The 12786-nt window shown below is 41.4% G+C and carries 11 protein-coding genes and 2 tRNA genes; 9 read left to right on the plus strand and 4 right to left on the minus strand.

Features of this window, described 5'->3' with window-relative positions; translation table 11 throughout:
* Positions 1-49: 49 nt before the first annotated feature.
* From M8998_RS15715 to M8998_RS15725, 3 genes are all read left to right on the plus strand, one after another.
* Positions 50-1234, plus strand: a complete 1185-nt coding sequence (locus tag M8998_RS15715) for a C1 family peptidase (RefSeq protein ID WP_249994555.1) — start codon at positions 50-52, stop codon at positions 1232-1234.
* A 381-nt stretch (positions 1235-1615) separates the two neighbouring features.
* Positions 1616-2701 carry a hypothetical protein gene (locus M8998_RS15720; RefSeq protein ID WP_249994557.1) on the plus strand — a complete coding sequence of 362 codons (1086 nt, stop codon included), beginning with the start codon at positions 1616-1618 and terminating at the stop codon, positions 2699-2701.
* Between the two features lies 1 nt (position 2702).
* Positions 2703-3191 (plus strand): type II toxin-antitoxin system death-on-curing family toxin, encoded by a 489-nt coding sequence (locus M8998_RS15725; RefSeq protein ID WP_249994559.1) that lies wholly within the window; start codon positions 2703-2705, stop codon positions 3189-3191.
* Between the two features lie 157 nt (positions 3192-3348).
* On the opposite strand, the gene M8998_RS15730 is transcribed toward M8998_RS15725, so the two are convergent.
* Positions 3349-5499: a prolyl oligopeptidase family serine peptidase gene (locus M8998_RS15730; protein WP_249995001.1), complete on the minus strand. Its 2151-nt coding sequence runs from the start codon at positions 5497-5499 to the stop codon at positions 3349-3351.
* A gap of 68 nt (positions 5500-5567) precedes the next feature.
* Here M8998_RS15730 and M8998_RS15735 point away from each other — a divergent pair, with 68 nt between their 5' ends.
* The 6 genes from M8998_RS15735 (at position 5568) to M8998_RS15760 (ending at position 9867) form a co-directional block, all read left to right on the plus strand.
* On the plus strand, positions 5568-6320 hold the full coding sequence (locus tag M8998_RS15735; protein ID WP_249994562.1) for a UDP-2,3-diacylglucosamine diphosphatase: 753 nt from the start codon (positions 5568-5570) through the stop codon (positions 6318-6320).
* Between the two features lie 171 nt (positions 6321-6491).
* Positions 6492-7565, plus strand: a complete 1074-nt coding sequence (gene prfA / locus M8998_RS15740; RefSeq protein ID WP_249994564.1) for a peptide chain release factor 1 — start codon at positions 6492-6494, stop codon at positions 7563-7565.
* A gap of 72 nt (positions 7566-7637) precedes the next feature.
* Positions 7638-7714: transfer RNA gene (locus M8998_RS15745), tRNA-Asp, on the plus strand.
* 24 nt (positions 7715-7738) lie between these two features.
* A tRNA-Asp gene (locus M8998_RS15750) sits at positions 7739-7812 on the plus strand.
* Positions 7813-8121: 309 nt separating this feature from the next.
* Positions 8122-8715 (plus strand): RNA polymerase sigma factor, encoded by a 594-nt coding sequence (locus M8998_RS15755; protein ID WP_249994566.1) that lies wholly within the window; start codon positions 8122-8124, stop codon positions 8713-8715.
* A gap of 72 nt (positions 8716-8787) precedes the next feature.
* Positions 8788-9867, plus strand: a complete 1080-nt coding sequence (locus M8998_RS15760) for a S1C family serine protease (protein WP_249994569.1) — start codon at positions 8788-8790, stop codon at positions 9865-9867.
* A gap of 102 nt (positions 9868-9969) precedes the next feature.
* On the opposite strand, the gene M8998_RS15765 is transcribed toward M8998_RS15760, so the two are convergent.
* The 3 genes from M8998_RS15765 to M8998_RS15775 all read right to left on the minus strand — a co-directional run bounded on the left by M8998_RS15765 (position 9970) and on the right by M8998_RS15775 (position 12733).
* A complete protein-coding gene (locus M8998_RS15765; RefSeq protein WP_249994572.1) occupies positions 9970-10605 on the minus strand; it encodes a peroxiredoxin in 636 nt (211 codons plus the stop codon).
* A 96-nt stretch (positions 10606-10701) separates the two neighbouring features.
* Positions 10702-12195 (minus strand): PH domain-containing protein, encoded by a 1494-nt coding sequence (locus tag M8998_RS15770; protein ID WP_249994575.1) that lies wholly within the window; start codon positions 12193-12195, stop codon positions 10702-10704.
* Positions 12188-12733 carry a PH domain-containing protein gene (locus M8998_RS15775; RefSeq protein ID WP_249994578.1) on the minus strand — a complete coding sequence of 182 codons (546 nt, stop codon included), beginning with the start codon at positions 12731-12733 and terminating at the stop codon, positions 12188-12190. The genes M8998_RS15770 and M8998_RS15775 overlap by 8 nt, the downstream gene beginning before the upstream one ends.
* Positions 12734-12786 lie beyond the last annotated feature (53 nt).

Below are 12786 nucleotides of genomic sequence, written 5' to 3' on the forward strand. Positions count from 1 at the left end.
TTCGTTCATAATGTATAAATTCGTGCTTATTACTAAACACGACTAAACCATGAACGTAAACAAATCGATTGTTCTGTCGCTAGGCCTATTTATAGGCACATTAGGCGTTCAGGCACAAGACAATCTGATCAATTCCATTAAAGGCAATGCCAGTGAGAATAGCAAAGCTGGATTTCAATTTACTGAGGTCATCAACCTGGAAAATACGCCGATCAGAGATCAAGGATCAACAGGCACCTGCTGGTCTTACTCTGGAAATTCATTTTTGGAATCCGAGATGCTCCGTATGGGCAAGCCTCCAGTTGAGATCTCCCAGATTTATACTGCTCGCCAAACCTATATAGAAAAAGCAAAGAATTACGTCCGCCTGCACGGCGATCAAGCGCAGGGTGAAGGTGGTCAGGTACACGATGTGTTGACCATTTTCAAAAAGTACGGCGCCGTTCCTCAGGAAGTGTATAGCGGATTACAAGAAGGCCAGACACGCAACAATTTCGGCGATATGACTCCGATCCTGCACAACATGGCCGAGAATGTCGCAAAATCTAAAAAGCCAAGTCCCAACTGGATAGAAGCGTATACCGGCATCTTGGATGCTTATTTAGGAAAAGTACCAGAAAACTTCAACTATCAGGGTAAAAACTATACTCCACGGACTTTCGCTGATCAGGTCATCGGCATCAAACCTGCAGATTACGTAGCGATATCTTCCTTCGAAGCCTATCCTTATTATGAGTCTTTCGTGTTGCTTATTCCAGACAACTGGTCTTTCGAGAGTTTTCATAATGTTCAGATCAACGATATGACGGATATCATCGATCACGCGTTAAGCAAAGGTTATACGATTGCGTGGGCGACCGATGTGTCGGAGAAAAGCTTTAGCTGGCGCAATGGTGTGGCTTACGTTCCAGAAAAAGCGGTGGAAAAAATGACAACGGCGGAGCAGGCAGATATGTTTAACGGTCCAAAGACAGAGCCTACCATCACACCAGCACAACGTCAGGCCGCATTCGACGACTACTCTACCACAGACGATCACGGTATGCACATCGTTGGCTCGGTGAAAGATCAAAATGGCAAGGAATACTACACCGTGAAAAACTCTTGGGGCGAGTCTAACGACTACAAAGGTTATATGTACGTTACTAAAGAGTTTGTACGTTATAAAACCATTTCTTTATTGTTGCACAAAGATGGATTAGCGAAGGATATGAAGAAAAAGCTCAGCATCTAAGCTTCGTTAAAAGAAGACTTGCGAACAACAAAGGGCTGGATAGTTTTGACTATCTGGCCCTTGTTCATTAATAAATACTGATCCGACAGTTAAAAATAAACCTCCCGCGAAGGCCAAATGGACTCTAAGAACTTTCCATTGAAAGGGTATAGGTGGTAATATGCCTCTTCTAGCGACTGACTATCTGGAAATGCCATAAGCTGGAAACCGACTACTATTTCATGTCAATAATTCGTGGAGGGTATATACTTATTACTACCCACACTTAAATAAACTCACTTCTTCGTAACAATCCTAAATATCGAAAACAGAGTCGAGCCTGTACTTGGCTACTGAAAAAATCTAAAATAAAACTCCAACTAAAATATCGTAATTTTAGATATGCTGAAGGATTTAACAAACTCTGATTTAGATAGAAAAAACATATTAAACAACCACGTTGCTATACAGGAATTATATCAGCACATAGGTTTTTTTGGATTTAAGCACGACGGTAAGTTTAGATTTACTAAACTACAGGTTGCAGAGTATTTTGAGGTGGACATTCGCACTGTTGAAAGACTTGTAGAAAATCACAAGGAAGAGGTAGTAGAAAGTGGCTATGAAATTTACACCGGATTTAAGTTAAAAGACTTCAAGGATAGAATTGTCGCCTTCATTCAAAAAGTAAATGAGGGCAGCTATGTTCCCGACATACATGTCGGGAACATGATAAAATCATTTGAAAATGAACTAGATAGCTTATCAAGAACTCCACAATTAGCTGTTTTTACCTATAAATCATTCCTAAATATCGGCATGCTTTTGATCGGGTCGGAAAAGGCTCAAAATCTTCGTTCTACCATGTTGGATGTAGTCATCGATGTATTAAATCAAAAACTAGGTGGGAAAACAAAATTCATCAATCAAAGGGAAGAGGAGTATTTATCTAGTGCGATTAGAGAATACAACTATCGGCAAGAATTTACCAATGCCCTAGACGCTTATATTACAGATAACAAATTCAAATATGCACAACTAACAGATAAGATCTACAAAAGCATATTTAACGAAAATGCAAAGGAATATCGACAGGTCTTGAGACTAAATGCAAAAGAAAGTGTCCGGAACACGATGTACTCAGAAGTACTTGATTTAGTAGCAGCTTACGAAAATGGTTTCTCCAAATTTTTGAAAAACGAGTATGAACAGCTTGGGAAAAAACTAAGTCTTTCCGAAGCACATATAATATACTCAAAATATGAGCAAATCACAGAGGCCACTTTAATGCCGCTAAGGGAAAAAGCGAGAAGTTTGATGGCAAGCAGAGATCTAGCCTTTAGAGATTCATTACATGAGAAACTGAAGGAATACATTAATGAAGTCAGTTCAGATGATTACGATAAGTTTTTAGGGGATCGGAGTATGGATTTGGAACAACGCTTAGAGGAAAACAAAGATGTATTCAGGAGATTAAAAGAAAGGTAATATGGCATTCCATTTTTTCAGAGCTAATGATGCTATAAAAATTCATGACAAAATCATCGAGATATCGGGAGGCAGAGCTGGAATTAAAGATTATGGAAATATTGACAGCCCTTTAGTTCACATTCAAAATGACGATTATTATCCAACTTTTGAGAAGAAACTAACACATCTAATTTTTGCATTTAATAAGTTTCACGCTTTTAATGATGGAAATAAAAGGACGTCGATCGCCATGGGAGCTTTCTTTCTTGAAGTAAATGGGTTAGACGTTATCGTAAATAAGTTCATTATTGAAATGGAGAATATTGCTGTAGCCATAGCTGACAACGCTATTGGAAAGGATCTGCTTTCAGAAATAGTCTCCTCTTTATTAAATGAGGAAGACTACAATGAACAACTAAAACTGAAAATAGTTAATGCACTTAAACTCATGGGGCCTGATAATAAACACGTCAATTTAGGAGAATATTTTTCTGATGACATCTATTAAAACAAAGTAACCTTATCTCTATGAGAAAAAGTTAATGTATCCCAGCTAATTTATCGCACCCCAGCTCACCCCAGAATAAAAACGAAAAAAAGTCGGACGATATTCATCGTCCGACTTTTCTGTTTAAGAGCCCGCTACGCGGGCTTCGACAAATAATTTACTTAATCTCCTTAAAAGGCAAGTTCATATTCTGAAACATAAATGCCCATTTATCTACCTGCTCGGCAATTACCATTTCGGTCGACTTTCCGGCGCCGTGACCGGCTTTGGTTTCAATACGGATTAAGACCGGATTATCTCCGGTGTTGTACTGCTGCAAACGCGCGGCAAACTTAAAGGAATGTGCTGGCACTACACGGTCGTCGTGATCTGCGGTCATCACCATCGTAGCCGGATAAGCCGTATTGGCTTTCAAGGCATGGTATGGAGAGTATTTATGCAGGTACGAAAACATCTCTTCGCTATCTTCAGCAGTACCATAATCGAATGCCCAACCAGCACCAGCGGTAAATTTATTGTAGCGTAACATATCCAACACGCCTACCGCCGGAAATGCCACTTTGAATAATTCTGGACGTTGCGTCATCGCCGCACCAACTAAAAGACCCCCGTTGGAACCTCCCGCAATTGCCAGACGATCCGACGAAGTGAATTTCTCATTCACTAGGTATTCTGCTGCCGCAATAAAATCGTCAAATACATTTTGCTTTTGCAATTTAGTGCCTGCCAAGTGCCATTTCTCGCCATATTCACCGCCACCACGAAGGTTAGCCACGGCGAATATCCCGCCTTGCTCCAACAATAAGATATTGCTAGTGCTGAATGATGGTGTTAGACTAATATTAAAACCACCGTATCCATACAATAAGGTCGGGTTGGTACCGTCTAGCTTCAGACCTTTCTTATGCGTAATGATCATCGGCACTTTCGTGCCATCTTTCGAGGTATAAAAGACCTGCTTTGACTCATATTTGTCCGCATCAAACAATACGCCTGAGCGTCTGTATTCTTCAGATGTTCCTTCCGTGATATTGTACTTAAAGATGGTCCCTGGATCCACGTACGAAGTGAAAGAATAATATAAGGTTTTATCCTCTTCTTTGGCTCCAAATCCCGACGCCGTACCTACTCCAGGTAGATCAATCTCTCTTTCCAACTTGCCGTTGCGATCAAATTGCTTAACTAGCGAGGTCGCATCTTTTAGATAGTTAGCAAAGATTTTTCCACCTCCGGTGGATGGTTGTAACACCTGTTCGGTTTCTGGAATCAGATCTTTCCACGCTGTCGTCCCCGGATTGGAAAAATCTGCGGATACCACACGGCCATTCGGTGCATTCAGCTCCGTGTAGATAAATAGCTTAGTGCCATCGTTATCGATCAGCGAGTGATTTTTGTCCATATTATCTACAATTGCGACAAACTTAGCCGAAGGATTGGTAAGATCTTTAATATACAATGCATTGCCAGACGTAGTATTGGCTGCACTAGCAATCAGATAACGATTATCTTCCGTAACTCCTGCACCAATATACCGGCGCGGAAAGGTAGATCCGCCTAAGATCAATTCATCATCTGTTTGCGGGGTGTTCAGCTTATGAAAAAATAATTTATGCTGATCAGTCATAGCAGACAGTGCTGACCCATCTTTCGGTTTATCGTAACTGCTGTAGTAGAAGCCATCATTGCCTTTCCAAGAGAGGCCGGAAAACTTAACATTGATCAACGTATCCCCTACTACGGATTTATCAGCCGCGTTCAATGTGATCACTTTACGCCAGTCGGATCCACCTTCAGAAATCTGGTAAGCTACCAATGAACCGTCCTTGCTGAAGCTTACACCTGCCAATGAGGTGGTGCCATCTGCCGAAAATTTGTTCGGATCCAAGAACACCTCTTCTTTATCCTTGTCGCCTTTTTTACGATAAAGTACATATTGATTTTGCAGACCGTCGTTTTTATAAAAGTAGGTAAACTCTCCTTCTTCAAACGGTGCTGTCACCTTTTCGAAATCCCACAATTTCTGTAACCGCTCACGCATGGCTTCGCGAAACGGGATCTGACTTAAGTAGTCATTCGTCACTTCATTTTCTGCCGCCACCCATGCTTTTGTTTTGTCGGATAAATCATCTTCCAACCACCGGTACGGATCTTCTACCGTCGTACCAAAATAGAGATCTTTCTGATCTGCTTTTTCCGTTTGAGGATAGGGCTTCAATGTAATGCTCTCTGCGGGAGCGATCTCCTTAGATTCATTACAGGCTACGAAAGCTATTGAAACTATTAAATAACCAAATCTTTTATTTACCATCATGTTCTATCTGTTTCTACAAAAAATAAATATTCTAACATAATATAAAATTAGGTAATTTCGTCGATATGTCTACGAAAACGACGGTGTATTTTGCTTCAGACTTTCATTTGGGAGCCCATCCGCTTTCCGCATCTAAGCTGCGGGAAAAGCACATTGTCTCTTGGCTTGATCACATTAAGCAGGATGCGAAAGCACTCTATCTAATGGGCGATATCTTTGATTTCTGGTTTGAGTACAAGACCGTAGTACCGAAGGGATACATACGTTTTCTGGGCAAGTTAGCAGAATTAGCCGACCTAGGCATTCCCATCATCTTTTTTAAAGGCAACCATGATATGTGGATGTTTGACTATCTGAAAGAAGAATTAAACGCAACGATCATTGACGATGAACAGGTTCTGGAACTAGATGGAAAACAATTTTACCTGCACCACGGAGACGGATTGGGGCCTGGCGATCGGAAGTATAAATTTCTGAAGAAAATATTCCGAAGCCCTTTATGCCAATGGCTATTTGCCCGACTCCACCCTAACTTAGGGGTCGGCATTGCGACATCTTGGTCAAAGCACAGTCGGTTGTCAAGCGGAGAAAATGCTGCATTTCTAGGCGAGGATCAAGAATGGCTGTACCAATACGCATCATCTGTAGAGGCTAGTAAGCATTACGATTATTATATTTTCGGACATCGTCACCTGCCTTATGATCTGCCGATCAAAGATCTTAGCCGAATTATCAATCTTGGTGAGTGGGTGAATTACGAAACATATGCCTCCTGGAACGGTCAGGAATTGAAGCTTCAGAGCTGGAAAGACCAATAACTCCTACGCGATAATTGGTCGCTTATCCGGCCTTTAAATATCTCCAATCACACGTTAAAGCAAAGTTTTTTAAGTACTTTTGTGCACTTTTACAATACGTTCGCACGAGCGAGCCATGGCTCCTGTAGCTAGGCATCACGTTGCTGAACCCTATACAATAGGACATACATTATGTTAGAGAAATTACAAGCAATAAAAGAGCGCTGGGAAAGTGTTGAGGCCGAACTTAGCAGCCCAGATATCATTAGCGATATGAAACGTTTCGCTAAATTGAATAAGGAATATAAAGATCTTTCGAAAATCGTAGAACAATACCATATCTATAAGAACATCGTTAGTAATATCGATGCCAACAAAGATATTCTTGCCAATGAAAAAGATCAGGAACTGCGGGAGATGGCCAAGGAAGAAATGGACACCTTGTGGACCCAAAGAGAAGAAAAAGAAGAAGAGATTCGCTTAATGCTGATCCCGAAAGACCCAGAAGATGCGAAAAATGCTATTCTAGAGATTCGTGGTGGTAGCGGTGGTGATGAGGCCGCACTTTTTGCGGGAGACTTATACCGCATGTACACCCGCTACTTTGAAACTAAAGGCTGGAGAAATGAGGTCATGGATGTAACCGAAGGCACTTCTGGAGGCTATAAAGAGGTGGTGTTGAAGGTTATCGGTGAGGATGCTTATGGGCAACTAAAATATGAATCTGGCGTACACCGTGTACAGCGAGTACCAGATACTGAAACACAAGGCCGTGTGCATACATCCGCTGCCTCAGTAGCCGTACTTCCGGAAGCGGAAGAAGTCGATGTGGAGATCAACCCGGCTGACGTGGAATTGCAAACTTCTCGTTCTGGTGGTGCTGGTGGACAGAACGTCAACAAAGTGGAAACGAAGGTACAGCTAACCCACAAACCTTCCGGTATTGTGGTGGTTTGTCAGGTAGAGCGTTCACAGTTGGCCAACCGAGAGCTGGCTATGGAAATGCTACGAAATAAGCTGTATGAATTGGAAGTACAAAAGAAACATGGCGACGTTGCTGCTAAACGAAAAACAATGGTATCTACCGGAGACCGTTCGGCAAAAATTCGCACCTACAATTATCCACAGGGTAGAGTCACTGAGCACCGCATAGGCCTGACTATGTATAACTTGCCTGCGGTAATGGATGGCGCCATTCAAGATATTATCGATGCCTTGCAGTTTGCAGAAAATGCAGAAAAGATGAAGGAAGGTACCGTAGAGTAGCTTTTTTGAAAAAAGTACTAGCGGATATAGAAATAAACACTATATTTGCACACCTTCTAAAAGAGGGGAAATGGTCTGGTAGTTCAGCTGGTTAGAATACATGCCTGTCACGCATGGGGTCGCGGGTTCGAGTCCCGTCCAGACCGCCATTATTCTCAAGTACTTTTTTATTAGGTCTGGTAGTTCAGCTGGTTAGAATACATGCCTGTCACGCATGGGGTCGCGGGTTCGAGTCCCGTCCAGACCGCGATTGTAAAAAGGTCTTCATCTTGTTAGATGAAGACCTTTTTTGGTTTAAGGCTTTTTTTAGGATTTGCTGGCTGTTAGTAGCTTTGAAACAAATGCCATAAAATAACGTTTAAAGTCCTAGATGGATCGACATTACCGCATGTGCTAGATGAATTAAGCATCAAAAAATAAGCTCATTGTCAATCACATAGCGAAAAGAAAAACAGAAGGAGATGCATTTCATAAAAAATCTACTACGTTTGACATTATTTTTATAAATTAAGTTCATATCAACGGGTTACTATTGAGGCTAACAACGTATTAATAGGTGAGTAATATTAGAAACATATTGCCAAAAGAGATCGACGATCTATCTCTCCTGAAAGGCATAGCCAATCGGGATAATCGGGTGATTTTGCAACTTTATAAGTTGCATTACCCTTATGTAGAGCGGATGATCCTGAATAACAACGGATCGAAAGACCAAGCAAAAGATGTCTTTCAGGAAGCGGTTATGGTGTTATACGATAAGGTTACCGGACAAGGCTTTGTATTAGAGAGCAAGCTGAAAACATTTCTCTATGCAGTAAGTCGCAGGCTGTGGCTGAAGCAGTTGAGCAAAAAATCGAACAACCATTACTCAATTGAGCAAGATGGATTCGAAGAAAGCCTAGATCTAAATGAAGATCTACAGTTGCATGAAGATCAGGAACGGCAGTTTGAGAAAATGGAAAGTGCTCTTCAAATTTTGGGAGAACCTTGTCAAAGTATATTAACGGATTTTTATCTCCGGAGTAAGTCGATGCAAGACATTTGCGAAAAATTTGGGTATACCAATACAGATAATGCAAAAACCCAAAAATATAAGTGCCTGCAAAGACTAAAAAAATTATTTTTCAGCGGAAACCCGCACGATGCCTAGCTCCCATTATAGCAATGCATTCGGGCGATTCTGACTGAATGTTGTGTTATAGACCTTCAAAAAAATTGGAAGATGGGAAAATGGACCCTACAAGAATTTCTGGAACAAGCTGACAGATACCTAGCCAACGAGCTCAGTACGGAGGAGCGTGCTACGTTCGATCAATTCCGCCACGAGAATCCTCTTTTTGAGGAGAAGTTTGCGCAGCATCAAGTGCTGATTAGTGAGATAGAGCAGTATCAGCGACGAGCAGAATTTAAGGATACATTAGAAGAGGTATTCGACCAAGACTATCGCAGTACTACGGTTGTTACCAGATTGTGGAATGTACTTCGCATCAATGGTGTAGCTGCTGCAGTGGTAGCGATCTTATCCTCACTAGCGACTTTGTACAGCACCGGATATTTTTCTACCATCAAGAGAACAACCTCGGATTACAGTGCATTGCGTCGCGAGGTAAATAACGTGAAGCGTAATGTCAATGCACAGCATACTGCCATCAAAAACATTAATAATAACCAAAGTGAGCAACCTGCAATACATTATGGTGCAACTGGGTTTTTATTGAACAAGAATGGTTATGTAGTTACTAATTATCACGTAGTGAATGGAGCCGATTCTGTGCATTTGCAAAACCGCCAGGGCCAATCCTATAAAGCAGACATCATCTATAAGGATATGTCAAAAGATTTAGCTATTCTGCACATCAGCGACAGCGAATTCACGCCGAATAAAAATGTTCCCTACTCGTTTAGACGTCAGAATTTGGATTTGGGCGATGACATCTTCACCATCGGATACCCACGCGATGAAGCGGTATACGGAGAGGGTTACTTAAGCTCTGCTACCGGTTATGCCGGCGACACCTTGGCGTATCAAATCTCTATTCCTGTAAACCCAGGAAATAGTGGCGGACCAGTATTCGACCATTATGGAAATATCATTGGAATTATCTCCGGAAAACAAAAGGGCATAGATGGTGCAGGGTTTGCGATCAAGACAGAAGCTTTAATGAATGCCCTTAAAGAGATTCCTGCAGATGTATTAAGAGGTGACGTAGATTTGAGCGAAAAGAATTCCATGAGCAGCTTAAGTCGTACCGAACAAATTAAACGATTACAGGACTTTATCTATATCGTGAAGGTGTACTAAAATCTTGTCGTAGTTTAAATAAACCCAAAAGGCATGGCATCATTGATACCATGCCTTTTGGGTTTATTTGCCCGACCTATTCTTTAAAATTCAACTAGTCGCCTAGATATTTGGCTGAGGCGTCGTGCGTAAATAGGGCTTTATCTCCTTGTGTCCTTTTGGAAACTTAGCTGGAATATCTTCCGTTTTGATAGCCGGTACGACAATCACGTCTTCTCCATGTTTCCAATCTGCTGGTGTAGCTACTGAGTACTCCGCCGTAAGCTGTAGTGAATCAATCACACGCAGGATTTCCTGAAAATTTCTTCCAGTAGAAGCCGGATAAGTCAACGTCAATTTCACCTTATGGTCTGGTCCAATAACGAATACCGATCGTACGGTAGCGGTTGCCGACGCATTAGGATGAATCATATCGTACAATTCTGCGATCTTACGATCCTTATCTGCAATTACCGGAAAATCTACTGTGGTATTTTGCGTCTCATTGATATCCTTAATCCACTCGTGATGATCTTCTACAGAATCAACACTCAAGGCTAAAACCTTCACGTTACGTGCCTCAAACTCTTGCTTTAGCTGTGCAGTACGTCCTAGCTCTGTAGTACATACTGGGGTGTAATCGGAAGGATGGGAATACAAAACAACCCAACTATCTTTTGTATAATCGTAAAAATCAATTTCTCCAACAGTCGTTTGTGCCTGAAAATTAGGGGCATCATCGCCCAATCTTAAACTCATATCTTAAACTCCTTTCTTTGTGAACATTTCAATATCTACTAATATACTAGATATTATAATCATAACAAAGCAGACTGCGGAGTGTTTTGTCAAAAATTACTCTCTTTCAACACAATACAATAATTGATTGGATAAATCGACCAAATCTTGGCGATCGAAATGACGAAAAACAACCTCTCCAGAAGCCGTACTAATATGCAAATTAGCCGTTTGTGGAAGTCGTTGCCACAACGTTTGCGATACGGTAATTGCTACTACCCGATCAATCGGCAGAACTACCTGCTTTCGATCCCAAACACCATCTTCCTTGACCAGGCAGTCTGGGAATATTTTAAATGTATAAGAGCGATAATAAATGATATTATATAGGCTCAATAGCATAAAAAACAAGCAAATCCCCCATAATCCAACAGCTGCCCCATCTTTGTAATACCAAAATAATGCGGTAGCCAATGCAATTAGCGTGAGCTTCACCATCCGACTGATGAACATTCCTATTTTGGGCTTTTTCCTCTGCTGTGCAGCTTCAGATAGTGATCTACCGAAGACCAACTGCCACACGGCTTCTCTCGCTGATGTGTTTATTCCAGGAATATGAATAGTGCCTTGCTCTCTTTGCTGAGGATCGGTATTGACCTGATGAAGCGACAACACACCCACGTCCATTAATCGCAAAATACGGTTTTGCACAAAGGTCATCATCTGGATCTTCTTTCGGTTAAAAATAACCTGTTGTAGCTGAAACAGTCCATAATTCATCATAAAGTCTCCTTTACTATTCTTTTTGAGAGAAAAGCTGAAGTAGCCAAAGAAGTATTTAACCAGATTGATGAGGATTGGGATCAATAGAATAACAGCGAAAATGAGCAATAGCTGCCCAATAAAATTCATCCATTGAGACTGGTAGTCTTGGTAATATCCCTCGTAATCTAGCTTAGGGATGAAATCACGAAAGGCATCAAACAAACCGATGATAAAGGTGAAGAACAGCAGCAGCCCCTGTTTATAATTAGTAAATAAACTCACCAACAGGATAGACACATTTGGAATCCGGAACAATAGTTCATCCACCACAGGATCGTGTTGTACCGAACCGTCTACACTCTCCGTTTCCGATAGATTTTTGGCCACCAAATAATCGCGCAGTGCTAACGCTGTCGGCTCACTCAGCGCATACAAATGTACTTCTTTCTCTTTGCTTCCGGCCGAGTCGATTTCTAGACTATACAAATCCAGTGCTTGCTGTATCACGTTTTGGCGCACATTAACCTGTAGAATATTTTCAAATTTTAATACCACCTTACTCTTATTGAGCAGCCCGCTACTCAATACAAAAGTCTGTGACTCCTCATCCACATAAAATATAAAATTACGATGTCGAAAATAGGAGTATACAAAATGTAGCGTAACCAACCCACCCAAAATTGCCCAGAATTGCCAGGTAAGGAAAAGATGCCCGCTCTTTAGGGCGATAAACACCAAGGGAAGCGCCAGAGAGCGCAAAATCCTTCCAAAAGAAAGCAAACCTTCGACAATAAACCCTCCCGCATCTAATCGGTTGGGTTTTGAAAAATCGATTGACTTATGCATCTTTCAGGGAAGATTGTTGGTCAATAGTGGATACCCGTTCCGACAGGTGTTGCTGCAAGGCCAATGCATGTTGATTGTCCAAACCTGCAATATGCATGTCTTTTCCTGCGCCAGCGGTAAAAAGCTCGACGGATACTAAACCAAGTAATCTGCCAATAACGGAAGTTTTCACTTTGATGTGCTGAATATGCTTGATAGGAATGACTACCGTGTACTGGGAGAAGACGCCTGCTCGGTATAAAACATCATGCTGACGAATGGCATAACCACGACGCCGAAAAGAGATCAGGTTGAAAACCAAATATACACCGCATAATAACGTCAAAAAAATCGAAGTACCGATCCAAACCTGCTTGTCCATACTTCCTTCGTCTGAGGTGACGACCACAATGGCTAAAATAGCCAAGGCCAGTAACCAAATAAGCACGGTATTGGTCACGATCAAGAAACGATACTTTTTGGAGATGTTATAAAACGATACCGTTTCCCATTGAGGAAGCATGTCTAAATCTATTGGGTCATTTTCAAAACTTTTCATACAGGTGCTTGCTGGGTCTTTAGATAGTAATGATATCCAAAAAATAGGAAAAT

This window comes from Sphingobacterium sp. lm-10 (assembly GCF_023554555.1).
Taxonomy (GTDB): domain Bacteria; phylum Bacteroidota; class Bacteroidia; order Sphingobacteriales; family Sphingobacteriaceae; genus Sphingobacterium.

What these genes read in the sequence shown, in the direction of transcription:
- M8998_RS15730 (WP_249995001.1), bottom strand. Translation starts at nt 5,499, where the DNA reads ATGGTAAATAAAAGATTTGGTTATTTAATAGTTTCAATAGCTTTCGTA.
- M8998_RS15725 (WP_249994559.1), top strand. Translation starts at nt 2,703, where the DNA reads ATGGCATTCCATTTTTTCAGAGCTAATGATGCTATAAAAATTCATGAC.
- M8998_RS15765 (WP_249994572.1), bottom strand. Translation starts at nt 10,605, where the DNA reads ATGAGTTTAAGATTGGGCGATGATGCCCCTAATTTTCAGGCACAAACG.
- M8998_RS15720 (WP_249994557.1), top strand. Translation starts at nt 1,616, where the DNA reads ATGCTGAAGGATTTAACAAACTCTGATTTAGATAGAAAAAACATATTA.
- M8998_RS15735 (WP_249994562.1), top strand. Translation starts at nt 5,568, where the DNA reads ATGTCTACGAAAACGACGGTGTATTTTGCTTCAGACTTTCATTTGGGA.
- prfA (WP_249994564.1), top strand. Translation starts at nt 6,492, where the DNA reads ATGTTAGAGAAATTACAAGCAATAAAAGAGCGCTGGGAAAGTGTTGAG.
- M8998_RS15770 (WP_249994575.1), bottom strand. Translation starts at nt 12,195, where the DNA reads ATGCATAAGTCAATCGATTTTTCAAAACCCAACCGATTAGATGCGGGA.
- M8998_RS15760 (WP_249994569.1), top strand. Translation starts at nt 8,788, where the DNA reads ATGGGAAAATGGACCCTACAAGAATTTCTGGAACAAGCTGACAGATAC.
- M8998_RS15775 (WP_249994578.1), bottom strand. Translation starts at nt 12,733, where the DNA reads ATGAAAAGTTTTGAAAATGACCCAATAGATTTAGACATGCTTCCTCAA.
- M8998_RS15715 (WP_249994555.1), top strand. Translation starts at nt 50, where the DNA reads ATGAACGTAAACAAATCGATTGTTCTGTCGCTAGGCCTATTTATAGGC.